The following is a 24,073-nucleotide window of genomic DNA, read 5'->3' as shown; positions in this document are numbered from 1 at the left end:
ACGCCCCGAGCGCGAACTCATCAGCGCGGCGTGACCCGGTATCGCCGCAGCTCCAACGCAGGATTCACACGCCGCACTCGCGCGATAGCGGCCACATCGATATGCGCCACCGCGACGTCGGTCATCGTACCCACCTGAGCCAAGATGACTCCCTGCGGGTCGATGATCATCGAGTGCCCCACACCGAGCGGCGGCGGGTGGTCGGCCGCGGCCACGAAAAACGTGTTCTCGATCGCCCTGGCGGTGAGCAACGTCGTCCAGTGGTGCTCCTTGAGCGGCCCTCGAACCCACTCCGCCGGAACCAGCGCCACATCAGCTCCCGCGTCAGCCAGGGTGCGAGACACCTCGGGAAAGCGCAGGTCGTAACAGGTCATCAGCCCGAATCGCAGGCCCCGCACCTCGAACGTCTGCGGCGGGGTGATCTCGCCCGGTTCGACCCAGTCGGATTCGCGCTGCCCGAAGGCGTCATAGAGGTGCAGCTTCCGATAAACGGAACGGATGCCATCGGCGCCCACTGCCACGACCGCGTTCCGCACGCGACGACCGTCGTCAGCCTTCTCTACAAGGCCCGCGACCAGGACGACGTCGAGCTCGGTCGCCAGGGTAATCAGCGCGCGCACGAACGGGCCGTCGAGGTCTTCGGCGTTCTCAGCGAGCGAGGCGTCGAACGGGTCGACGAAGTAGCTGGAGTACTCCGGGAAGACCACGACGCCGGCTCCACGGGCGGCGGCCGTGCGGGCGAGGCCGGCGATATCGGCGAGGTTGCCCTCCCGCGAGGCCGAGGGCGCGAACTGCGCGACGGCGACTGCAACGGTGTCGTGACTCATGGAGTGATCTCCCTCCCCCGGCGCCCGACGATCGTCGGCACCGAAACCACAGTACGAGGATGACCGCGCCACGCACGACCCCGACCGCACGATCTCACTGAAGCCAGCGAAGACGAGGACGAAAGCCACCGCACTGACGGGTAGCAGCCGCTCGGTCGGACGCTCCTCGTAGCGGGCTCGGTGCGGCGAGCGACGCTCGGCGCCCCGAGGTCGGACGAAAGCCCCCATGAACCCGCCGTCGCCCAGTCCCGCTTCCCCGTGATCGGCCTGCTGAGCAAAACTGCGCGCGCGCCCGTCGGCGCAACTGGCGATATCTTCGCTCACCAGCGCTATTCTTTCGCGACACTCCCGGGGCGTACGTCCGGATTTGCGGGTTTGTTCATCCGCAGGTAATGTTTTCTCTTGTGCCGCGGGGTGGAGCAGCTCGGTAGCTCGCTGGGCTCATAACCCAGAGGTCGTAGGTTCAAATCCTGCCCCCGCAACAAGAAGAAGGCCCCGGATCGGAAGATCCGGGGCCTTCTGTCATCTGCGGTGCTTTCTGCGAGCCTCGGTTTTCGACTTCACGCTCTCCGCGCGTACCCGAAGGTGCGGCGGCGCGGCGCCGCGGACTGACTCCCACGCCCCAGGTGCGCGACCTTCTCAGCGGCGCGGCGGCAGTGGCACGACCTCGGGGTCAGCGATGACAAACAATCGCATACCGAGGACCCAAGGCTTACATTACGGAAGCTGTTATCATCCAGCCGTGAAACGTCACTCGAGGTACGAGAAACGAAACGCAACCGCAAAGTTTCGATCCGGTCGCTGCGGGCTTCGCCTGGTTGACATCGCCGTTGTCGCGATCGTCGGCCGTGTCATCTACCTCGTAACGCGCCTTTCCAGACGCGCGTCCAAGTGACCCTCGCCGCATGGCCCGTGTGACGTAGCGCAAGCACCACTTGTTGGCCGATCCGGGGCCTCCCGCTTGCCCAGCAGGTTGCGTTACGAGGCCCTCGTCCGCGCAGTCGCGGCAATCGTCGCAAAACCCCATCCCCTGGGGTAGCTCGAACAGGTCAGCGACGGCTCGACGTGAGCTCCGACCCGGCCCTCCGTGCTCCGCATGCGGCCACATCAGCAAGCTCGCCGACCACTCCGCAAACCCGCCGCCGGAGCAGAAGCAACGCAAGGCGGCGCCCGGCTCTCGGACTCACAGTGCGTCGACGCCCCCTTCCGCGTGAGCGTCGCGAGATGACGAGAAATGCGGCGTTCATTTGAAACTGACATCAGGCTCCGTACAAGCCTGTTATCGTTCGATCCAGAGGCAGAATACCTAGAGCAACCCCCGGCCACGGAGGCAGGATGCAGCAACAGAAGTTGTAAGCATTCTCGGACAGCGACATGGTGAAACGCGAGCGCTGCTGAACAGAGTGACCTCGGGCCGACCGCAAGCAATACACATTCATTGGTGCTTACCCTCCGCCTTCGGCCCGGGCCACAGGATCCACCCCCAGCTACGACGAGGTCGCAACCAACGATGGACGTCCTCACGGCGGCCAGAAGGACGGATTGACGTGACGCAGCTGAGAGTAGACATCGTCGGAACCCGCGGCTACCCGAGCTACTACGGAGGCTTCGAAACGGCTGTCCGAAAGCTTGCCCCGTATCTGGCGGATCAGGAGTGGGACGTTTCCGTCTATGGGCGCTCTCGCCGCGAGCCATCTGCGGGGCCTGTCGGAGACCCGCGCATCAAGTCGATAACGACTGCTGGCTTCGACACCAAGCAGCTGAGCACGTTGAGCTACGGTTTCACCTCCATGTTGAGAACGGCAATGCGCAAACCGGACGTCGCTCTGGTCATGAACGTGGCCAACGGCTTCTGGCTCCCGCTCCTCAGGCTCCGCGGCATACCCACCCTCGTCAACGTCGACGGTATCGAGTGGGACCGCGCAAAATGGGGCCGTCTTGCGAAAGCAGTCTTCAGGCTGGGAGCCCGCTGCACCGCTCGCTGGGCGAACGAGCTCGTCTTCGACGCGGAGGCGATCGGAACGCGTTGGAAATCGGACTTCCAACGCGATGGCACCTTCATTCCCTACGGCGGGGAGGCGACTCCCCCCGAGCTGCCGGTAGAACCCGGACTCACAGCGCGAGGATACGTCCTCGTCGTCGCGCGATTCGTGCCCGAGAACACCATCAAGGAATTCTTCACCGCAACCCCGACGCTCGCGAGCCGGTGGGACGTCGTTATCGTCGGCTCCAGCGGTTATGGCGGCGAGTTCGATGAATGGGCGCAGCGACTGGACACCAGCCACCCTCGAGTTCATTGGCTGGGCCATGTGCGCGACGACGCTCGACTCCTGTCGCTCTGGAAAAATGCTGGCGCGTACTTCCACGGCCATTCCGTTGGCGGAACGAACCCAGCCCTGGTTCAAGCCATGGCTGCGGGCGCGCCGGTTGTCGCTCGGGACACCGTCTACAACCGAGAAGTCCTGGGCAGCAACGCCGTTTTCGTCGACGCCGATCCCACCGCGGTCAACGACGCTCTTTCAGAAATGATGGAACGCGAGGACCTGGAGGAAGTCGCGGATGCCAACCGCGCGAGGGCTGCCGAACACTACTCATGGAGCCAGGTGTGCGCCGCATACCACTCGGCACTGCTCGCACTGGTCGGAAGCCGGAAAGAGGACAAATCCTGATGCGGATCGCGCTCGACCAATTTTCGCTGAGCGGCCCCGGTGCGGACAGAGGACTCGGAAGATACGCGACCACGATTGCAGCGGCGGCTCACTCCACATCCGGTATCAGCGTTGTGAACGTGTCAGGCTCAGCGCGCGACGACGGCACGGACCTTTTCGCCGTCCAGCGGCAGCTGGGTCGAATGGAACCCCCGCCGGACGTGTATCACGCGACGGCCGTGCATCACCTCCCGCTTCTGAAATCCAGCAAGTGGCTCTGCACTGTTCAAGACACGATCCCCCTGGACCTGAAGCAATACTCGAAGCTCGGATTGAAGAGCCGCGCCCTCTTCTTCAACGCTCGCAGGTCCGACAGGATTCTTGCTAATTCTGAATTCACCGCGACGCGAGTTCAGGAAAAACTCAAGATGTCGCGCGACAGGATAGACATCTGCTCGCTACCGGTATCAAGGGCTTACTTCGACGCGCCGAAAGATCTCCCCGGTACGACCCGCGCAATCGACGGCCTGAAATACATCGTCGCGATGGTGGACCTCCGCACCCCGGATCCCAGGAAGCGGTTCCACTGGATCCCGGCCGTGGCCAGAGCTCTCGCGAACGAAGACATTTATACGGTGGTCGTAGGAAGGGGCACCTCCGCCTTCCCCCTCACCGATCACGTTTTCAGATTCGACAACCTCTCCGACACCGAACTAGCGGCCGTCTACAAGAACGCGGTTGCCTTCTTCTATCCCTCAGCCTATGAAGGACAGGGCATGCCACCCCTGGAGGCGATGGCGGCAGGGGCGCCCGTCGTCGCTTTTCAGAACAGCGCTATCTCTGAGATGGTCTCGGAACCCACGTTTCTCATGGAAGACCCTTCGCCGTGGAGGCAGGGGAACCTGGATTCAGCACTCCCCTCCGACTCCCTCCAGCAGATAGTCGCCCAGGTCACACTGTGGGCCACGGACGATAACGAGATGAGATCTGCGCGCGAGAGAGCCGCGTCCGCAAGTCTGAGGTTCGACGGCACGGAGTTCCGCGCTCAGCTCCAGTCCGCCTACATGAAGTTCGGTTCTCTGTGACCCTGCTCAACGATTTCATCGGCGTGCGAGGACGGAGTGGATCCAGTCGCGGTGCGAGGCTGATCGAAGAGGCCCTCGCCGGTGTCAATGTGCGTACTGTTAGCCCGCGGGCAGAGCCGACCTCCAAAATCGCTCGAGTCGCGAACATGCTCGCGTGGGACTTCTTGCGAGTTCCCGTATCCGCGGCGAGATGCGGCGAGAAGGTGATAGTGCACGCTACGAACACTGGTGGGAAGCTTCGCTCTCAGCGGTCGATCGTCGTCATGCACGACACGATGGTCTTGGACCATGAACGTCTATTCGCGAAGGTTTTCGTCGCCTACGCGCGCACCACGTTCGGTGTCTCAGCGCGACTCGCAGACGTCATTGTCACGCCATCGGCGCACAGTGCCAGTCAGATCGCGAAGAGGTGGCCAAGAGCTGATATCCGGGTCATACCCTGGCCAGCCCCACCCATTCGGGAAGACCCGAGCCCCGGGGCGCATCGCGCGGGATTCCTTATGGTGGCGTCCGGTGATCGCCACAAGCGAATACCGATGGCGATCGAGGTGGTGGCCAGGCTGCGACGCAAACTCGAGCAGGACTTCACTCTCAATCTCGTTCTACGACCCGGAAACGACACCGAAGCTATCAACAAGGCGCTTCGCGAGTGGGATTCCGGAAACGATTGGGTAAAACTACATGAGGACGTTTCGACTGCAGCGCTCGATCACCTTTACGACACTTCGTTTGCGCTGATAGTGGCATCAGTAGACGAGGGCTATTGCCTTCCTGCGGTCGAGGCAGCCGCTGCCGGCTTGCCCGTCGCACACACGGGGCGCGGATCGCTCAATGAAGTCACCGCCGTCACCATCACACCGTCGCAGACTCTGTCTCAGGACGCTTCATTGCTCATGACGCAACTCGAGGATCTCGTGGTCGATCCTCAGACGTGGCAGTCCTCCGCCCGCGACGGGCTGGCACTTGCCGCGTCACGGCCGGCTTCTCAGTTCCGCAGCTCGTGGAGCGCTCTGATCGGGGAGTTTTCCTGATGTCTTCGGTGGCGATAATCCACGGAAGCAATGACGTCTACGGCGCCAGCCGAGTCCTCCTGGACGAAGTTCGCGCCCTGCGTAGGTTAGGTCACTCGGTCACGGTGATACTGCCGGCCGATGGCCCGCTCACCGCCCTACTGGGGCGCTTGCGGGTGGTGGTCCACATCGAGCCATCGATGTCCGTCCTCCGCAAAAGCGCGTTGCGGGATTCCCTGCGATCCCTTCGGCTCCCGAGGGCGGCGCGAAAAGCCGACGTCGTCGTACTTTGGACGCTCGCTGTCGCGCACTACTCCGTACCCTTGAGACTTTTCCGGCGTCGATTTTATCTTGCCGTTCACGAACTGCTGCCTGGACGCCTGGGCGCGGTACTGGTGAAGAGCCTGCTGCGGAGCGCTTCATACGACCTGACGAGCTGCAGTGAAGCGGTGAAGTCTTGGCTTGTCTCGAGCGGGGTCGAAGCGGAACGGATTCGAGTCACGTACCCGGTCGTCGATCTGGAAGAGGTCACCGCCGAGCCTCGCGAACCGTCGATCTCATCGAAAGTAGCGGTGGTCGCCCGGGTGAACGGGCATAAAGGGCATCTGGCGGTGGCACGGGCGTTCATTCGTGTCGCTCCGCCCGAGGCCACCCTGATCCTCGCGGGTTCACCATACCCGGGCCAGGAGCAGCACCTGAGTTCGCTCTTGGACGTGGTCGCTACGGACGCCCGCGTTCACTACGCGGGCGAGATAAAGAGTCTTTCCGCTCTGCCCTCTGATGTCGGACTCGTAGCGTGCTTCCCGAGTCGACCTGAGCCATTCGGACTGGTCCCCGTCGAGGCCGCTCTGAGAGGGATTCCATCAATTGGCTTCGCCGACGGGGGCGCGTCCGAAGCTCTGGCACTCGTCGGCGGCGTATCGGTGGATCGAGGTGTCGACGAAGATATGGCAATCACGGAGGCTCTCGCAAAATGGTTCGAAACAGAACCCGATGCGCGCCCCCGCCCATCGCTCGAACGAGTGAGATCCGAACTCACTCTGGAGAAGCGGGCTCAAGTGCTCTCGAAAATGAATGTGTGGAATGCCCGTGTCACCGCGACCTGAGTACGTCATTCTCGGGGGTCCACCATACGAAACTGGCGCGAATCAAACGTCGCTTCAGATGTTCGCAGAGCTCAGCAAGACGGCAACCACACTCTACGTCTGCAGACAGCACCAATCTTCGGGGCTGACTGCGCTACTCGGCTTGAGAAAGGGAGGCCGCAAGGCCACGGGCCTGCGGCCCGGGCTGCTCTCGCTCTCGAAGACTGCGCACGTGCTCGTCACTCCGGGCATCACGTCCATGCTTCCGACGGTGCGCCCGGAGGTTTCGCGCCTCCTGGCTCTTCGACTCGTCGGTGCGGCCATTCGTCGGGCCATCGATGAGATCGGCCTGACGCGACCGAGCCTCATCGCATATTGGTGGATGTTTCCAGAGATATGCAGCTGGCCCGTCTGGTCTCACTCGCACTTCGATGTCGTGGATCGCCACTGGGGATACGAGTATCTATCGGGCACTCGCCAAGCTAGACGCAACCTGGAGCTATCCGTCGCAACGCGCGCGCGCTGCGCCACAACCACGAGCGTGTCCGAGAGCATCGCAATCGAATTGGACTCGGCGGCTCACGACGATCCGAAGAACGCTCCGATCGCGGTTGTCGGGAATGGGGTCTCTCTGGACCGTGTCGACGGCTACCTGGCGGACGTGAACATTCCCCGAGCGAGCAAGACGGCCATCTACGTCGGCGGATGGAACTCGCGCATAGACGTCGACCTCTTCGAACGGGTCGTGCAGTTGCGGCCGGATTGGACCTTCACTCTTGCCGGCGGCGAACCGACCGAGAACCTCCGAAATTCCGCCAATGTGCGGTCACTCGGCCCCATCGACTACGCGGATGCCATCCGGCAGATGGCATCGCACCAGGTAGGTGTCGTGCCTTTCGTAGATTCCCCCTACAACCGCGCGAGCAATTTCTTGAAAGCATACGATTACTTGGCAGCTGGCCTCACGATACTCGCCACCCCTCTTCCCTCGATGTTGGCTCTGGCGAAGAAGTTCCCGGAGCACGTTGTGTTGGCGGAAAACGCCGTCGAGTGGAGCACCACGTTGAATGAGCTTCTCCCTGATCATCCACCGGCTCGCGGGGATCTCTACGAGATCTCATCCGCGCATCGCGCAGAGCGAGTACTTTCCCACATGTTCATGGGCGAGGACGGCTGATGGGCGTTGTTGTCCTCATTGCGTTGGTTCTGCTGGGAGCGATGACTCTCCCCCAGCGTCCGAGATTGCTGGGCGGTCTCCTCGTAGCAAGCATGTTCGTCACACGGCCCGCTCTGGATGTGGCTGGCGCCAATATCAGACTCGAAGTCGTCATCGGTCTCATCTGCGCCGTGGCGCTCGTCGGAGATCTCCTCAGGAGACGAGAGCAAGGGGCTGCTCGCTCGATGCCCCTGGCAAGTTGGGTGTCGTTGAGCCTTGTCGCGGCATGGCTCGTCGGTGTCGGGCTGGCATCCGCCTTCAACTCCCCCGAGCCCGCGTCCTCGTTTTCCGTCTTGATCTGGTGCGCTGTGAACGTATTGAGCGCCGTATGGGTCGCACAGCATTCCGAGACTTGGCAGACCATTGTCAAAGTGGGCGTGGCCGTCAACCTTCTCTGCGGCGGCCTTGCCATCGCTCTGTGGTCGCTGGCGACGTTTGCTGGGGTGGCGGACATCGGGGTACAGATCGATCCCGCGTACGGAGGTTACGCGTCTTACGTAGCCGCTCTCGAGGCCAATATCCTCGCGGGGCTGCTATGCCTCTGGGGGCTCGTCGCCGTGTGGAACCCGCGGCGCCTGATCTCCGCACCGCTGCGCTACCTCTCGATCATCCTCACCCCGATCGCGCTGTTCACCACCCACACCCGCGCTGCGCTCGTGGCCTATTGCGTCGGCCTCATACTCGCCGCCGTGTTTCGCCCTCAGTCACGCCGCCTCATTGTTGCGTCTGCACTCCTGGCGATCCCTGCCGTCCCGGTGCTCCTCACCAGCGGCGACGTCGGTTTCAGCAAATTCTTGGATCTCTTCGACACCACGACCGGTACAGGGGGCCTTCGCGAGAGGGTGAACGCTGGAGCCTTCAACGAATGGCTTGCTTCTGGGCAACTGTTCCCCGGTTTAGGTTTCAACAGTTTCGGACAACGCAACTACGACCTCACCCGACCAGAACTCGCCCTCCCTGGTTACATCGGCAATCTCCCGCTCCAGATTGTCTACGATGGGGGCCTTCTCGCTCTTGCTCTCGTCGCCGTCTCGGCTGCCCTGACAGTGTACCGCCTCGTCTCAAGGAGACGTCTCGGCCTGGTTCTTACTTTTGCGGTGCCTTATCTCCTCTTCTCTGTCGCCACGAGCGCGCTGTGGTTCTTGGAGACGTGGTTGTTCGTTGGACTCGCGTGGGGCATTTGCAGGGAACGGCCGAGACCGGTGGAGAAACAGCCGATTGAGCGCTCTATAACGTCTTCCGACTACGCCGGAAGGTTCACAGAGAAAAGATCTTCGTGAAGTTCTTGTCAGACGGCGCCTATTTGCTGGTGGCTCAGCTCGCCGCACGCCTTCTCGCTTTCTCGCTGACGTTCATCGTCGCTAGGACGCTTGGACTGGAGCAATTAGCTATGCTCGGTCTCGCGCAGTCACTCATAGGCTTCGCTACCGTGGCCGGCGACGCTGGTCTGGGAACATCAGCCGTACAGCGAATAGCGCGAGGCGAAGATTCCCGTCAGGTCGTGCACGATACGGCAAGAGCCCAGCTTTGGATCTCTGTCGTCGCGTCAATCGTTATGGTCCCGATCATCGCGACGCAAACCGACATGATGCTCGCCTTCAGCCTTTGCCTCACGCCGGTGGTCATCGCGGCCACGACGACGTACGTCCTGCAAGCGCGACTCGAGGCGCGCAAGATCGCCGTGGGTCAGATTGCGGGAAATTTGCTGGTCGCCTCGGTCGGTATCCTCCTGGCGATCCTCGGCCTCCCACTCGGAGTGGTCGCTCTCGTCTACCCGGCAGGGCTCCTTCTCACGATGTTCATCGTGAACGCGCAAGCCAAGGTCAGAATTCGTGACATCGTGGGGCTTCCCCGCATTTCACACTTCGTGAGCGACGGTCGATCATACGCAGCACTGTTGTTCTATACCCTTGTCGTTCATGCCTACTCAGCGTGCCTGCTCATCCTGAGTCAGAACCTCGCTTCTGGCCGGCACTTCGAAGGTACCGGCCTGGCGTCGCGGATGCTTATTCTGATGGTGATTCCTTCCATCATCGTCGGGTCGATGCTGCTCCCCAGATTCGCCGCAGTCCCACCCTCCCGTAAGCGGCTATTCATCCTCACAAGCGTCGCATTCTTGGGCGGGGCCGTCCTCGCAACGGCGAACGCGTTGCTCGCCCCCATGTACGTTCCGCTGCTGTTCGGACCTGAGGCGGAACCGTATGTCGGCGCCGTACAAGCTGTCGGCGCCCAGGTTCCGTTCTCTTTCGCGTGCACCGTCCTCACATCCGCAGCGCTGGCCGAGCGCAGATTCGTGAGCACGGGGCTCGCATATGCCCTGGCCCTGCTTTCTCAGATCACGTTCGCGTTACTTTTCTCCCCGCTCTCAACATCCGTGTTTGTATTGGCTATCAGCGTCAGCGAGTGCATTTTTCTGGTGGCACTGGTTGCACAGCGGATGCTGTTCTCGCGCGGCAGCCTTTGAGTTCCGCCCCTTCGAGCTTCGAGGTTTGCCATGAAACGAGTGTTGTTCGTCGGAGCAGCGGGATGGTCGAACGTCGGCGACGACGTGATCGCGCTGCGCCTGCGTGAGTGGGCAGCAGCGGGAGGGGCGTCGTCGCGGCTGGTCGGCGGCCCCGATCTGGAGGCCGTTGGTCCAGGTGTGGTGTTGAGCGGCTCCATCCGGAGCAGGGCAGGAGTCATCCGCGAGGTTGCTCACTCGGACTGGGTTCTGATCGGAGGGGGCGGCCTGCTCGACGACAGGCGCCCGCACTTCTACCGTCCTTTCACGCGCATCGCGCACGTCGCATGTTCGTTGCAGAGGCCATATGGATTCATCGGCCTTGGCGTGGGCCCCATCAGATCTTCCAGGACGGCGCGCGACTACCGATCGGCGCTGGCGCGCGCGTCCTTCACTCACGTGCGCGATGACGAGTCGAAGAAACGACTCGTAGACATAGGCGTACCCGAATCGTCGATCGAGGTGTCGGGTGACGTTGTGACGTGGAAAAGGCTCGACGAAGCGGAGGATTCGCAGGACATCGAGTTCGACCTGTCCATAAACCTCCGTCAGTGGGAGTATTCGTCAAGCCCCGACGCGGTGGCTGAGATCGCGCGGTCAATCGCGTCTGTCGTGAAATCCCGCAAACTCCGCGTCGCTCTGTTCGCGATGAGTGGGATGAGGGACGACGACGACCGCGAGGCGCTACGACCGCTGTTCGACTGTGCGCACATCATCGTGGGACCTGAACGGGCACGAGAGGTCGAGGAGATCATCTCTCGAAGTCGAGCGGTGATCTCGATGCGCCTGCATGGCTGCCTCCTCGGCGCCAGCATGGGACGTCCCGTTGTGGGAATCGCATACGACCCCAAGGTCGCCCAGCAGGCAGCAAGGCTGGGGTTCCGCTCTCTCGACATGGCGGAGGCGAGTGACCGCACGATCCTAGAACCCGCCATCCTCCGGGCGCTCGGAGCGGTGGCGAGCCGTGCAGTCACAGACCCCCCGCCGACACCCTGGTGAGGATGCAAGGCCCCGCTCAGCTCACCGACCACTGCCGGTCGGTTTTGTTCGTCATGCGCCATTTTCCAACGTGCCCGCGAGGTCGTCGGAATTCGGCGCAGCCGACGTCGACTCAGCGATTGTCAGGCCAGCAAGCCACCGGCCAAGGATATGAGCAGGAACGTGACGTTGTACACAATGTGAAGACAAACTGCCCCCCATATCCGTCCCGTCAGAAGGACGAGGCCGGCACACGTGGCTCCGAGCGCGAAAAGCATGATCCCCTCGGGGAGGGCCACCGGCGCGAAGGCGGAGTGAAGCAATACGAAACTGCCCGCCGAGATCAGGAGCGCTGTGACCCCCGCAGACAAGGATCCGAGGGTTCGTCGAAGGGCCTGAAATACGGACACCAGCAGTACCGCTCTGAAGAAGAGCTCTTCGACGACGGGTCCACCCAACCCTGCAGGGAGCAACTCGCCCCACAGCCAAGACGAGAAGTCCAGGTCGGTGGGTGAGAAGGGTTCAGGAAAGGCTGTCGAGCTCGTTCCGCTGACCACTCCCTGTAGAAGCCTCAGCCCAACCCCCAGACCGACCGCGAGGACGAGATCGACAGGCCGCAGTCGCGTGAGCCCTGCGGGCCTCCCCCGCGCGAACGCGTAGACGATCGCAGACGCCAATCCGAGCCATGTGAGCAAGAGCGACAGAGACCCGCTGTTCGCGGGCCATAAAGTACGCGCAAGCAGTCCTGCACCGATTGCGAACACCGCACCACCCAGTGAGACCACGAGGACGCGTTTGTTCCATCTGCTCACGGCTCGACCGCCGAGTCGCCAGTCCGTTCGGCCTCGTCGCGGCTCACGACGAGGCGGCCGCGGTGATCGAGCGTCCAATGCTCCAACGGTGGAATGGCTCGTGCGCGACGACAGCTCATCACCGTCGTTAAGCTCAATGTGCACGTCGTCAACATACCGGGCAGAGTCTGAACCCAATTCCATTCGCACAGAGTGAGGACAGCAATGCTCAACATCCTCGTCATCTGCACCGGCAACATCTGCCGTTCACCGCTCGCCGAAAAACTCTTGGCGAGCCGCCTCATGAACAGTCGCGTTCGAGTGGCCAGCGCGGGCACGCGAGCGCGAAGCGGTGAGCCGATGACGTCCGAGGCCGTGCGCCTGGCCCTGCAGAACGGATGCGAGCCCGAGGGCCTCGCGGGTCACGAAGCGACCCTGCTCGATGCGAGACAGCTTCTCTGGGCGGATTGGACGATCGCGATGGACCGAAGTCACCGGCGCCAGATCGTCGAGTTGCAACCAGGATTGATGAGCCGTGCCTTCACGCTGCGCGAGCTAGCCCGTCTCGTCGACGGAGTGGGCGACGATACGTTGCTCGATGTCGCAGAGCGCTCGAGCGACTCGAGCGCGGGATCACGGGCCGCGCAGATGCTCACCTTCGCCGCTACCCGCCGCGGTTTGGTCGAACCACCTGCATCACCCGATGACGACGACGTGGTGGACCCGTACCGTCGATCCAGAAATACATACGAAAGGTCGGCGTCCCAGATTCTTTCGGCGCTGCCAGCCGTTGAGCGACTCGCACGCCTCGCGCTCCGCGAGGAGGCACCCGAGCGGACAATCTGAAGATCCGCCGTTCTTTTGTCTCCCTTACCGATTCCCGGGAGACGCAGGCGCGAACCGATCAGGTGCTCACCCAGCTCAATTCATTCCTTGTGTCACAATGTGCTTGACCCCCGAGCGCAGTCCTGTTTGGACAGCGCGTCCTCGAAAGGCACCATGGAGCTCAGCGACTACATCCGCATCCTCCGCAAGAATTGGCTTCTCATCCTGGTGCTCACGATGCTCGGATTGGCGGGGGCGACGGCGTTCACTTTGACGCGTACGCCCGCTTACGAATCTTCCAGCACGATCTTCGTCTCCACCCAGGGGGGCAGCACGACAGCGGAGCTGCAGCAGGGATCGACATTCACGCAAGCCCGTATCAATACATACGTGGGGCTGGTCGCCACACCGAGTGTGCTAGACCCCGTCATCGGAGAGTTGGGGCTGTCTACGACGGCTGAAGCACTCTCGAAGGAGGTCAAGGCCGCCGCGGCTTTGAACTCGACGCTGATCTCGATCACCGTGTTGGATTCTGATCCGACACGAGCATCATTGATTGCCAATTCCGTCGCCACGAGCCTGTCGACCGTCGTCCCGCAGCTTGAGCCTGCTGTCGACGGGGGCGCGAGCCCCGTTCGGCTCACTCGCGTGAGCGACGCGCAGCCCGCGCTCGAGCCGACATCGCCCAACGTTGCGCTCAATCTGCTCCTCGGGACGCTCGTCGGACTAGTGCTGGGCTTGGGAACGGCGGTGCTCAGGACGACGCTCGACAATCGTGTGCGGACGCCGCGAGACGCGGAGCAGGTGACGCACGCCCCCGCCATCGGCGCGATCGCGTACGACGCCAAAGCGAAGGAACGCCCTCTCATCGTTCACGCGGATCCGCTGAGTCCGCGTGCCGAGTCGTTCCGCGCCCTTCGGACGAACCTTCAGTTCCTCGACATGGGTGGGCGCTCGAGCTTCGTGGTGACCAGCTCGATTCCGAGCGAGGGCAAGTCGACGACCACGATCAACCTGGCAATCGCACTGGCCGACGCCGGCAAGCGAGTCGCGCTGCTTGACACCGACCTCCGCAAGCCCAAGGTCGCTGAGTACCTCAGCATCGAGGGCGGAGCCGGGTTGACCGACGTTCTCATCGGCCGCGCCAAAGTGAACGAGGTCATGCTCCCCTGGGGTGGCCGTAGCCTCTATGTGCTGCCCGCCGGGAAGATCCCACCCAACCCGAGTGAGCTGCTGGGGTCCCATCAGATGACCATGCTGCTCGAGATGCTCGAACGGGACTTCGACGTCGTCCTCTGCGACGCTCCCCCGTTGCTGCCTGTCACCGACGCCGCGATCCTTGCCCGAGCCACGAGTGGTGCGCTGATGGTCGTTTCCGCGGGAAAGACCACCAAGCACCAGCTGACAGGAGCCACCGAGGCGCTCAACACCGTCGGGGCGAAGCTCGCCGGTTTCATCATGTCGATGGTCCCGACGCGCGGGCCGGACTCCTACTACTCGGCCTACGGATACGGCTATGGCTACGGCTATCGCGAGATGCCGGCCAAGACCAGCCGGTTCTCTCGCAAGAGAGACAAGAGCGTCGCCGACACGGCCGGCTCCGACGACCTCTCGTTGGACGAACTGGGCTTCTCTCCGCGTCGCACGTCACGCGAAGCGCAGCGCGAAACCTGAACCGGGTTCGTACCTCGGGTCCCGGCGAGAAACTGAACCTGCGACCAAGTCGAGATGAAGGGCGTCAGCGTGAGTTCCTCCCCCCTGCCCCCGGCGATGCTGGTGGCCGGTCGCATCGTTGCCTGGATCGTCGGTGCGTTCATCGTCCTCCTCGTTGTCTTCGCTACCTGGGTGGGCATACGCGGGTGGATGGCGTATCAACATCTCTCACGTATCGAAGCCGGAATCAGCGAGGCCTCCTCGGCGCTGGCGTCCGACCCGGGCGCCGCGGGAGCCACCCTCGCCCGGTTGGCAAGTGACGCCTCAGCCGCGCATGACCTCACGTCGGATCCGATCTGGCATCTCGCCGAAGGGTCGCCATGGGTCGGCCCGCAACTGCAGGCTTTCGCGGCGGTCGCATCGGCAGGCGACGCCCTCCTGAGCGACGCGCTCTTACCCCTGGTGACGGCGGCGCAGGACACCTCTTTCGATGCGCTCAAGCCGGTCGACGGTCGTATCGATACGACCGGCCTCGCCGTCCTCGCACAACCAGCCCAGTCTGCCGCCGCAGCGGCCGCGGCTGCCGCCGAGGAGCTTGAGGGCGTGAACCGTACGCCTCTCGTGGGTGTGTTGGGGCGCGCGGTGGAGAAGTCGACCGGCGTCTTCGAGCAGGCGGCGAACAGTCTCGATGCGCTGTCGCGCGCGACACGTCTTCTTCCCGATGTTCTGGGCCAGAACGGTGAACGCGATTACCTGGTTCTGGTCCAGAACAATGCAGAGTGGCGATCGTTGGGCGGTATCGCCGGGACGGCGATTCTGCTCAAGACCGACCGGGGCGCGATCAGCCTCGCCAACACCGAATCCGGCACCTCACTGTCGAATGGCATCAAGAATCCGGTCGTAGACCTTCCTGCCGACGTGCAGAATATCTACGAGACCCGCCCCGCGCGCTTCTTCCAGAACCTCACGCAGATACCGGACTTCACCTTTGACGGGCCCGTTGGCCCGTGAGATGTACAAACAACGAACCGGCGTCGAGGTCGACGGCGTAATCGCTCTCGACCCGGTTGTTCTGTCCTATCTTCTGCGCGCAACGGGACCTGTCGCGCTGCCCGACGGCGAGACGCTGTCCGCAGACAACGCCGTGACGACGCTGCTCAGCTCTGTGTACGAGCGGTACACGGAGCCCGCCGCACAGGACGCATTCTTCGCCGGCGCAACCGGGGCCGTCTTCCACGCCTTCCTCGAGGGCCGAGGTTCGACGGTGAGCCTCCTGACCAGCCTCGCAACCGCGGCAGATCAACGCCGCGTGTTGATGTGGAGCGCCGATCCCGAAGAGCAAGCCCTTCTCGAAGGATCGTCCGTTGCAGGCGAGCTGCCTGCGACAGATGGCGACACGGCCCGGTTCGGCGTATACCTCAACGACGGTGGCGGCTCGAAGATGAGCTACTACGTCAAGCCCGATGTTTCGCTCGTCTGGGACCAGTGCGAACCCGACGGACGAAACGGCCAGCGTCAGCTGACCCTGCGGGTCAACTTCACGAACACCGCTCCGGCCGACGCGGCCACATCCCTGCCGAAGTACGTCACCGCGAACGGTGCGTTCGGCACCGCGCCCGGAACCGCCACGGTCGTGAGCAACGTCTACCTCCCCGAAGGGTACGAACTCGTGTCCGGCAGTACTGCGGCGGGAACGGTGTCTCCTACCGGGTCGTTCGAAGGACGACAGGTGTTGACGTTCGGGTTCCAGCTTCTTCCGCAGGCGTCCGCCGACTTCACCGTAACCGTCCGCGCGACGACGACGGCGTCGAAAGCAGAAGCTCTCGTCACGCCCACCGCCGACGCCGAAGTGGATCCGACGGTGAAAGCAGCCTGCGAAACGTCGGGGGCGGCGACCCTTCAGTGAACAATGCCACTGCGTAAAAGCGCCTCAGATTGCGCGTCAGCGGAAATTTACGCACTGGAAACCTAGCTAGTTTGCAATGCAGGGAACGCATGGGCAATACTCAGAAAGGGTCTCATCGCAGCCCACCGCTTCATTGTTGTCCTTCCCCTTGCAGCTCCATCGGGATAGCACGGACGCGGACCACCACCTCCCGGTAGCCCGGATTCGAAAGCAGGCACTCATGAAGCTCTCCCTCAAGAAGGCTGGCGTCTCCGCCGCCCTCGCCGGCGCGCTGCTGTTCGCAGCTCCCGCCGTGGCCCAGGCATACGTCCCCACCGCTCCCGGCACGCAGACCGTGACGATCACCAACAATGGTCCGGTCACGTTCAACGTCGCTCCGGGCGCCACCGTCAACTTCATCCTCGTCGGCTACAACGCCAACCAGGCCGGTCTCGCCACGGCGAACCTGCCCGTCAGCTCGAAGTCGATCACGAAGGTCGCCGACGCCTCCGGCTCCGCAACCGTCAGCGTGACGCTCCCCGCCGACCGTCGCGGCACCTACACCCTGTCCGCTACCCCCACGGGTGGCACCGCTGGCAACAACGCGGGCGGCAGCACCGGCCTCCCCGCGACCGGCTTCGACGCGAGCTCGATGCTGGGCCTCTGGGTCGGCGGCGGCGCTCTCGCTCTCGCCGGTGGCACGATCGCCGTGGCCACCACGGTTCGTCGCAACCGCGCCGAGGGCAAGGCCTGACGCACACCGCGTTCCTGAAGGGGCGCCGTCGACTTCGGTCGGCGGCGCCCCTTCATCGTTGGCGCCGGCACCCGGCATCCGCCCCTGTCGTCAACCCTCTGCTCCCCCGCGTCGCGCGCGATTGACTCGACGCATGGACACGACCACCACCACGGCCCTCGACAACGACGGACGCGACGCCGACACCCCGCCCACGCTGCCCTTCGTCCACATGTGGACGGGGCTCGACGGCAAGAGTCGTCTCGATGAGTCGGTACTGCGCGGCTTCGGACTGCAGAGCGTGGGCGGCGGTGCCGACCCCCAGTGGATACGGCCCTTCCCCGGCGAGGTGTCGGCGGTGCTGTTCGCAGCGCTGCCGGTGGGGTGGGTGGGGCAGTGGCATCCGTCGCCTCATCCGCAGTGGGTGATTCCGCTGCGGGGGCGCTGGTTCCTCGAGACGCAGGACGGCTCGCGTGTCGAGATGGGCCCCGGCGACATCCATTTCGGGCAGGACACCGACACCGATGAGGTCGACGGCACGGCCGGGCACCTCTCGGGCACCGTCGGAGACGAGCCGTGCCTGCAGGTGCTCGTCCAGTTCGCGTCGTCGCCGGCCGCGCCGACTCCCCACCCCTTCGGTTGAGCCCGTCAACCCGGCTCGCCCCACCCCGCGCACACGTTTGACTTGTGTCATGCCCCGTATCTTCCTCGACGGTCAGATCCTGCAAAGCCCTCGTTCCCCCGAGCCGGTCGAGGTCGCACGCCCGCGGGTGTGGGACGAGCGGCTCGCCGCGGTCCTGCCGAGCAGTTCGCGCCTGCTGTCGCTGTACGCCGACGCCACGTGGGCCGAGGGTCCGGTCTGGTGGCCCGAAGAGCGTTGCCTGGTGTTCAGTGACGTGATCGGTCGCCGAACCCTCGCCTGGCGCGAGGACGGCAGCATCGTCACCGTGCGCGACCGGTCGAACTTCGCCAACGGGAACGCGATGGATGCCGAGGGCCGCCTCCTGCAGGCCGAGCACGGTCGCCGCGGCATCAGTCGCACCGACGAGACCGGCACCGAGCTGCTGGTCGACGCCTTCGAGGGCGAACCGCTGAACTCACCGAACGACCTGGTCGTGGCATCCGACGGCTGGATCTGGTTCACCGACCCCACCTACGGCATCTCGGACCCGCGCGAGGGGTATCCGGCCGATCCCGCGCTTCGCCACCAGAGCGTGTACCGCTGGCGCGACGGCGACGGGCTCGAGCGCATGATCGACCTCGACCAGCCCAACGGTCTGGCTTTCAGCCGCGACGAGAAGACGCTCTACGTCGCGGAGTCGAACGCCCACGCCCTCCCGCGCGTCGTCGCGTGCGACTGGGACGGCCAGGCGGTCGGCGCGCCGCGCACCTTCGCCACGGTGGATGCCGGCATCCCGGACGGATTCGTCGTCGACAGTCGCGACTGGCTCTGGATCTCGAGCGAGGCGGGCGTGGTCATCGTCGACGAGACGGGCGCACGCCTGGGCGTGATCCCCACCCCGCACGTCGTGAGCAACTGCGCATTCGACGCCGACGAGAAACGACTGTTCGTCACGGGCGACAGCGACCTGTGGATGGTGGAGCTGTCGTGACCGACGTCGAGATGGCGCGGATCCCCGCGGGCCGCGTGCTGCGTGGCGATCTCCGTGGGGCGCAGCGGCGCGAGATCGTCGTCGACGCCTTCGAGATCGGCGTCTACCCCATCACCGAGGAGCAGATGGCCGAGCTGCTCGGCATCCCCGCTCGCTATCCGCGGCGACCGGCGACGCACCTGAGCTGGCTGCGGGCGATTCGACTGTGCAACGCGCTGAGCGAGTGGGAGGGACTCGACCCGGTCTATTCGTTCGACGGCGAGGTCGTCACGGGCGACCCCGACTCCGACGGGTTCCGCCTACCCACCGAAGACGAGTGGGAGTACGCCTGCCGTGCGGGCTCGACGTCGTCGGCCTACGGACCCGTCCGCGAAGTGGCGTGGACAGCCGCTGACGGCCTGCGCTTTCCCGCCGAGGTGGGAGGACGGATGCCGAACCTCCACGGACTCTTCGACACCCTGGGCAACGTATGGGAATGGTGCGCCGACCCGTACGACCCGGAGGGCGAGAGCGACGCGCGCGTGTTCCGCGGCGGCGGGTGGTCGGATGCGCCGGCACAGGTGCGCGCGGCGGCACGGCGGGGTGGGCTGCAGCGGGAGGCGTTCGACGACGTGGGCGTGCGCGTGGCGCGAGGGACGAACCGCGTCAGTCCTCTGTCGTGATCGACTCGGTGAGCGAGTCGAGGAAGGCGTTGATGGTCTCGAGCTCATCGTCGTCGAAGCGGTCGGCCACGTCGCGCATGGCGCCCAGGTGCACGCCGAAATGCTGGAAGAACTCGCGCCGCGACTTCTCGGTCAGCACCACCACGCGGGCGCGCCCGTCGGAGGGGTGCGGAAGACGCTCCAGGTGCCCCGAGGCGACCAGACGATCGATGAGCTTCGTCGTCGACGCCGTCGAGATGCGCAGGTGGGTCGCCACGTCGTGAGGGCTGACCATCTGACCGCGGTGCTCGCGGATGGTGAGCATGCGCAGCGTCGCGAGGTCGCTGGCATTCATATCCATCTCGCCTTTCATGCCCGAATGCATGCGGTCGAGGGCATCGCTGAGTGTCTGAACGGCGCGTAATGTGTGGGTCACGGCGGGCCTCGTACCAGAGGTCGACACGGCTTTCGTCACGGTGGACACCCCCTTTCGGCGTCGGTATAGTCAAGGCTACATCGCTAGCTAAACTAGCAAACGGGAGGCACGATGAGCGAGACCGAGTATGTCGTCCTCCTGGACGACTTCGGAAACGAGATCGGCACGGCGCCCAAGGCTACCGTGCACGACACCGATACCCCATTGCACCTGGCGTTCTCGTGTCATGTCGTCAATACCGCGGGCGAGGTCCTCGTCACGCGTCGCGCGCTGCACAAGAAGACCTGGCCCGGCGTCTGGACCAACTCGTTCTGCGGGCACCCCGGCCCCTCCGAGCCCGCGCTGTCGGCGGTCCACCGCCGAGCCGAATTCGAGGTGGGTCTCGCGATCCGCGATCTCGAACTGGCGCTGCCGACCTTCCGGTACCGGGCGGTCGATGCCAGCGGCATCGTCGAGCACGAGATCTGCCCCGTCTACATCGCCCGCGCCGACGTCGACCCCGAGCCCAACCCCGACGAGGTCGCCGAGTTCCGCTGGGTCGACCCGCTCGAACTGGCGTCCTCCCTCGAGTCCACGCCCTGGGCCTTCAGCCCGTGGCTCGTGCTGCAGGCGCAGCAGCTGCATCTCTTCCAGACCCCCCGACAGGTGAGGCGCGCCTCATGATCAGCCTCGACTCCTCCCCCGTCGCCCGCCAGGGCATCGACCGCGAGATCGATGGTGCGCTCTCCCGCCTCCAGCGCCGCTCCACCAACCTCGGCGACGGCGCTCGATACCTGGCATCCGCCATCCGTCGCGCGACCGAGGGCGGCAAGCGCTTCCGCCCCCTTCTCGTGGTCTCGGCCTTCAGCACTCTCGGCGGCGACGACGAGCACCGCATCGGTGTGTACCAGGTGGCCGCGGCCTTCGAACTGCTGCACACCGCCTTCGTCATCCACGACGACGTGATCGATCACGACACCGAGCGCCGCGGCCTGCCCAATGTGGCCGGCGAGTTCCGCGACCGCGGGGCGAAGAAGGGCGCGGATGCCGAGGGCTCGGCCCTGCTCGGAGACGCCGCCGCTATCCTCGCCGGCGACCTGCTGCTGCACGAGGCCGGTCGCATGATCGCTCTGGCGCAGCTTCCGGATCACATGCGCCTGCCGCTGCTCGAGATGCTCGACGACGCCGTGCTGATCTCGGCCATGGGCGAGCTCTCGGACGTCGAGCACTCCGTCTCGCCGGGCGAAGTCGATGCCGACGCCATTCTGCGAACCACGCGCGACAAGACCGCCGCGTACTCGTTCTCGGCGCCGCTGCAGGCCGGAGCCCTCATCGCCGGAGCACCGACCCCCTCGATCTACGCGCTCGAGCGATTCGGCCAAAAGCTGGGGCTGGCGTACCAGCTCGTCGACGATCTGATCGGCGCGTTCGGCTCGTCCTCCCTCTCGGGCAAAGAAGAGGGCTGCGACCTGCGCGAAGCCAAGAAGACCCACCTCATCTCGCTCGCGCGCCAGTCGCCGTACTGGCCCGAGGTCAGCGAGGCTCTCGCCCAGGCTCACACCGGCCCCATCGCCGTACGCGCGGCGCAGGACGCCTTGGCGCTGTCCGGCGCCCGCGCCGATCTCGAGTGCCTCATCTTCGACACCCTCGAGGACACGCTCGGCATCATCGAGGCGTCGACCCTGCCCGAGGCCTGCCGAGACATGCTCCGCGGCCTGGTGCGCGCCGTGCAGGAGCGCATTCCGTGAGTCACGCGCCCACGGGCCTCGAGCTGTACTCCCAGACGGCGGACGACGCCGCCGCCGCGGTCATCAACCGCTACTCCACCTCGTTCGGCATCGCCGCGCGCCTGCTCGGTGCTCGTCCTCGCCCGCACGTGCGCAACATCTACGCACTCGTCCGCGTCGCCGACGAGATCGTCGACGGACCCGCCCACGACGCCGGCCTCAGCCCCGAACGGGAGCGCGCGGTGCTCGACGGCCTCGAGAGCGAGGTTCGGGATGCCATCGCCACCGGCTTCAGCGCCAACCTCGTCGTCCACGCCTTCGCCCGGACAGCGCGCGAGTGCGGGATCACCGACGAGCTGATCGCCCCGTTCTTCGCGTCGATGCGCACCGACCTCGACACCGCGGCACACGACGATCTGTCGCACGACGCCTACGTCTACGGCTCGGCCGAGGTCGTGGGGCTGATGTGCTTACAGGTGTTCCTGAACGCGGGCATGTCGGCCCCCGCGAAGCCCGCCGCCGACCTGGTCGACGGCGCGCGGCGCCTGGGTGCGGCCTTCCAGGACGTGAACTTCCTCCGCGACCTGGCCGACGACGCCACCCGCCTCGGCCGTGACTACCTCGACGGCGCCGCCGACGACGAACGACGTGTGGCCGTGCTCGACCGGATCGACGCCGACCTCGCCGCCGCGGCATCCGTCATCCCCCATCTGCCGCCCGACTGCCGCGCCGCCGTCACGACGGCGCACGACCTGTTCGCCGAGCTGTCTCGACGCCTTCGCTCCTCCCCCGCCGGCGCCCCGCGCGTCCGCGTCCCCGACGGTGTCAAAGCCACCCTCGCCGCCCGTGCCCTCCTGGGCCGCCCCCCGAAAGGTTCACGCTCATGAGCGCCCAGCGCATCGTCGTCGTCGGAGGCGGGATCGCCGGTCTCGGTACCGCAGCTCTCCTCGCTGACCGAGGACACGACGTCCACCTCTTCGAGGCGCGAGACGCCCTCGGTGGCCGCGCGGGCTCGTGGGAGAAAGACGGCTTCCGCTTCGACACCGGACCCAGCTGGTACCTCATGCCCGAGGTGTTCGACCACTTCTTCCGCCTGCTCGGAACGAGCGCCGACGAACAACTCGACCTGGTGCGCCTCGACCCGGCGTACCGCGTCTACGGCCCTCCTGGAAAGGGAGAGCCGATCGACATCGTCTCGGGCCGCGAGGCCGTGCGCGCGCTGTTCGAAGAGCACGAGCCCGGCTCGGGTGCGAACCTCGAGGCCTACCTCGACTCGGCGAAGGACGCCTACGAGCTGTCGACGTCGAAGTTCCTCTACGACCCCTACTCGTCGACCAAGGGTCTGCGCGACCCCGCGCTCGTGAAACGCCTTCCCACCCTGATCCCGCTGCTGACGCGCACGCTGTGGAAGCGCGTCACCACGGACTTCAAGAACACCCGGTTGCAGCAGATCCTCGCGTACCCCGCGGTGTTCCTCGGCGGATCACCCTTCGAGGTGCCGAGCCTCTACCACCTCATGAGCCACCTCGACCTGGGAGACGGCGTGCTCTACCCCAAGGGCGGCATGACCGAGATCATCACGGCCATCGAGAAGCTGGCGCGCGAGCGCGGCGTCACGATCGAGACCTCGGCCCCCGTCGAGGCGATCATCACCGAGTCGGGCACCGCTCACGGCGTGCGGCTCGCCGACGGTCGAGTGATCGCAGCGGATGCCGTGGTCTCGGGCGCCGATCTGCACCACACCGAGAACGATCTGCTCGAGGCGAAGGACCGCCAGTACCCCGAGAAGTGGTGGAAGGACAAGGTGCCGAGCCCCGGCGCCCTGCTGCTGCTGCTCGGAGTGAAGGGCGAGCTGCCGCAGCTCACCCACCACACGCTGCTGTTCACCGACGACTGGCACACGAACTTCGACGCCATCTTCGGCGAGAACAAGCGCATCCCCGACCCCGCGTCGATCTACATCTGCCGCCCCAGCGCCTCGGACGACTCCGTCGCCCCCGAGGGCCACGAGAACCTGTTCGTCCTCGTCCCCGTACCCGCCGACCCCGACAGCGGGCGTGGCGGCGTCTCGGGCGCCGGCGACGAGCGCATCGAGAAAGCCGCGGACCGTGTCATCGCCCAGATCGGCGAGTGGACCGGCATCCCGGATCTGGCCGAACGGATCGTCGTGCGCAAGACGATCGCGCCCGAGGACTTCAAGGAAGACCTGCACGCGTGGCACGGCAACTCGCTGGGACTGGCGCACACTCTGAATCAGAGCGCGATCTTCCGCCCCAAGAACCGCTCGCGCAAGGTCGACAACCTCTACTACGCGGGAACCTCGGTGCTGCCGGGTATCGGGCTGCCGATGTGCCTCATCTCGGCCGAACTCGTGGTCAAGCGCCTGACGGGCGACACCACAGCCGGTCCCCTGGCGGAACCCGCGCGCGCGGCGGTCTGAC

The 24,073-nt window shown here is 64.9% G+C and carries 23 protein-coding genes and 1 tRNA gene; 21 read left to right on the top strand and 3 right to left on the bottom strand.

From position 1 onward, the window contains the following. Positions 1–20: 20 nt before the first annotated feature. Positions 21–827 (bottom strand): carbon-nitrogen hydrolase family protein, encoded by an 807-nt coding sequence (locus QE454_RS11730; RefSeq protein WP_307455248.1) that lies wholly within the window; start codon positions 825–827, stop codon positions 21–23. A 408-nt stretch (positions 828–1,235) separates the two neighbouring features. Between QE454_RS11730 and QE454_RS11725 the strand changes: the two genes are divergently transcribed. From QE454_RS11725 to QE454_RS11685, 9 genes are all read left to right on the top strand, one after another. After that, positions 1,236–1,309, top strand: a tRNA-Met gene (locus QE454_RS11725). Positions 1,310–2,374: 1,065 nt separating this feature from the next. Beyond that, entirely contained in the window at positions 2,375–3,496 is a 1,122-nt protein-coding gene (locus QE454_RS11720; RefSeq protein ID WP_307455250.1) for a glycosyltransferase, read from the top strand. Further along, positions 3,496–4,560 (top strand): glycosyltransferase, encoded by a 1,065-nt coding sequence (locus tag QE454_RS11715; protein WP_307455252.1) that lies wholly within the window; start codon positions 3,496–3,498, stop codon positions 4,558–4,560. Before QE454_RS11720 ends, QE454_RS11715 begins: the two co-directional genes overlap by 1 nt. 146 nt (positions 4,561–4,706) lie before the next feature. Beyond that, a complete protein-coding gene (locus tag QE454_RS11710; protein WP_309668794.1) occupies positions 4,707–5,591 on the top strand; it encodes a glycosyltransferase in 885 nt (294 codons plus the stop codon). Next, positions 5,591–6,676 (top strand): glycosyltransferase family 4 protein, encoded by a 1,086-nt coding sequence (locus tag QE454_RS11705; protein WP_307455256.1) that lies wholly within the window; start codon positions 5,591–5,593, stop codon positions 6,674–6,676. Before QE454_RS11710 ends, QE454_RS11705 begins: the two co-directional genes overlap by 1 nt. Before the next feature lie 211 nt (positions 6,677–6,887). Then, complete coding sequence (locus tag QE454_RS11700; RefSeq protein WP_307455258.1) at positions 6,888–7,832, top strand: glycosyltransferase; 945 nt, start codon at positions 6,888–6,890, stop codon at positions 7,830–7,832. After that, entirely contained in the window at positions 7,832–9,151 is a 1,320-nt protein-coding gene (locus QE454_RS11695) for an O-antigen ligase family protein (RefSeq protein WP_307455260.1), read from the top strand. Before QE454_RS11700 ends, QE454_RS11695 begins: the two co-directional genes overlap by 1 nt. Then, positions 9,148–10,335 (top strand): oligosaccharide flippase family protein, encoded by a 1,188-nt coding sequence (locus tag QE454_RS11690; RefSeq protein WP_307455262.1) that lies wholly within the window; start codon positions 9,148–9,150, stop codon positions 10,333–10,335. The genes QE454_RS11695 and QE454_RS11690 overlap by 4 nt, the downstream gene beginning before the upstream one ends. Positions 10,336–10,365: 30 nt before the next feature. After that, positions 10,366–11,370, top strand: coding sequence for a polysaccharide pyruvyl transferase family protein (locus QE454_RS11685; protein ID WP_307455264.1), 1,005 nt, complete (start codon positions 10,366–10,368; stop codon positions 11,368–11,370). A gap of 122 nt (positions 11,371–11,492) precedes the next feature. Here the strand turns inward: QE454_RS11685 and QE454_RS11680 are convergent, their stop codons facing one another. Continuing rightward, positions 11,493–12,161, bottom strand: coding sequence for a CPBP family intramembrane glutamic endopeptidase (locus QE454_RS11680; protein ID WP_307455266.1), 669 nt, complete (start codon positions 12,159–12,161; stop codon positions 11,493–11,495). 204 nt (positions 12,162–12,365) lie between these two features. Here QE454_RS11680 and QE454_RS11675 point away from each other — a divergent pair, with 204 nt between their 5' ends. The 8 genes from QE454_RS11675 (at position 12,366) to QE454_RS11640 (ending at position 19,511) form a co-directional block, all read left to right on the top strand. Beyond that, on the top strand, positions 12,366–12,986 hold the full coding sequence (locus QE454_RS11675; protein ID WP_307455268.1) for a low molecular weight phosphatase family protein: 621 nt from the start codon (positions 12,366–12,368) through the stop codon (positions 12,984–12,986). 153 nt (positions 12,987–13,139) lie between these two features. Beyond that, a complete protein-coding gene (locus QE454_RS11670; protein WP_307455270.1) occupies positions 13,140–14,639 on the top strand; it encodes a polysaccharide biosynthesis tyrosine autokinase in 1,500 nt (499 codons plus the stop codon). Between the two features lie 54 nt (positions 14,640–14,693). Next, entirely contained in the window at positions 14,694–15,629 is a 936-nt protein-coding gene (locus tag QE454_RS11665; protein WP_309668657.1) for a DUF4012 domain-containing protein, read from the top strand. Between the two features lies 1 nt (position 15,630). Further along, on the top strand, positions 15,631–16,524 hold the full coding sequence (locus QE454_RS11660; RefSeq protein WP_309668656.1) for a DUF4012 domain-containing protein: 894 nt from the start codon (positions 15,631–15,633) through the stop codon (positions 16,522–16,524). Between the two features lie 220 nt (positions 16,525–16,744). Next, complete coding sequence (locus QE454_RS11655; RefSeq protein ID WP_307317340.1) at positions 16,745–17,257, top strand: LPXTG cell wall anchor domain-containing protein; 513 nt, start codon at positions 16,745–16,747, stop codon at positions 17,255–17,257. 133 nt (positions 17,258–17,390) lie between these two features. Next, positions 17,391–17,879 carry a hypothetical protein gene (locus QE454_RS11650; protein WP_307455274.1) on the top strand — a complete coding sequence of 163 codons (489 nt, stop codon included), beginning with the start codon at positions 17,391–17,393 and terminating at the stop codon, positions 17,877–17,879. A gap of 49 nt (positions 17,880–17,928) precedes the next feature. Further along, complete coding sequence (locus tag QE454_RS11645; RefSeq protein ID WP_307455276.1) at positions 17,929–18,849, top strand: SMP-30/gluconolactonase/LRE family protein; 921 nt, start codon at positions 17,929–17,931, stop codon at positions 18,847–18,849. Further along, the gene (locus tag QE454_RS11640) at positions 18,846–19,511 is read left to right on the top strand and encodes an SUMF1/EgtB/PvdO family nonheme iron enzyme (protein WP_307455278.1); all 666 of its coding nucleotides are present in this window, start codon (positions 18,846–18,848) and stop codon (positions 19,509–19,511) included. Before QE454_RS11645 ends, QE454_RS11640 begins: the two co-directional genes overlap by 4 nt. On the opposite strand, the gene QE454_RS11635 is transcribed toward QE454_RS11640, so the two are convergent. After that, positions 19,495–19,926 carry a MarR family winged helix-turn-helix transcriptional regulator gene (locus QE454_RS11635; RefSeq protein ID WP_307455280.1) on the bottom strand — a complete coding sequence of 144 codons (432 nt, stop codon included), beginning with the start codon at positions 19,924–19,926 and terminating at the stop codon, positions 19,495–19,497. The genes QE454_RS11640 and QE454_RS11635 overlap by 17 nt on opposite strands. Before the next feature lie 111 nt (positions 19,927–20,037). On the opposite strand from QE454_RS11635, the gene idi reads away from it, so the two are divergent. The 4 genes from idi to crtI are packed head-to-tail and all read left to right on the top strand — an operon-like array spanning position 20,038 to position 24,072. Next, entirely contained in the window at positions 20,038–20,589 is a 552-nt protein-coding gene (gene idi, locus QE454_RS11630) for an isopentenyl-diphosphate Delta-isomerase (protein ID WP_307455282.1), read from the top strand. Next, the gene (locus QE454_RS11625; RefSeq protein WP_307455284.1) at positions 20,586–21,653 is read left to right on the top strand and encodes a polyprenyl synthetase family protein; all 1,068 of its coding nucleotides are present in this window, start codon (positions 20,586–20,588) and stop codon (positions 21,651–21,653) included. Before idi ends, QE454_RS11625 begins: the two co-directional genes overlap by 4 nt. Continuing rightward, positions 21,650–22,519 (top strand): squalene/phytoene synthase family protein, encoded by an 870-nt coding sequence (locus tag QE454_RS11620; RefSeq protein ID WP_210074439.1) that lies wholly within the window; start codon positions 21,650–21,652, stop codon positions 22,517–22,519. Before QE454_RS11625 ends, QE454_RS11620 begins: the two co-directional genes overlap by 4 nt. After that, on the top strand, positions 22,516–24,072 hold the full coding sequence (crtI, locus tag QE454_RS11615) for a phytoene desaturase family protein (protein WP_309668654.1): 1,557 nt from the start codon (positions 22,516–22,518) through the stop codon (positions 24,070–24,072). The genes QE454_RS11620 and crtI overlap by 4 nt, the downstream gene beginning before the upstream one ends. Position 24,073 lies beyond the last annotated feature (1 nt).

Origin of the sequence: Microbacterium sp. SORGH_AS_0454, from assembly GCF_031453395.1 — a bacterium.
Taxonomy (GTDB): Bacteria; Actinomycetota; Actinomycetes; order Actinomycetales; family Microbacteriaceae; genus Microbacterium.
Note: the sequence above shows the minus strand (reverse complement) of the source record. Positions and strands in the feature narration are given on the sequence as shown.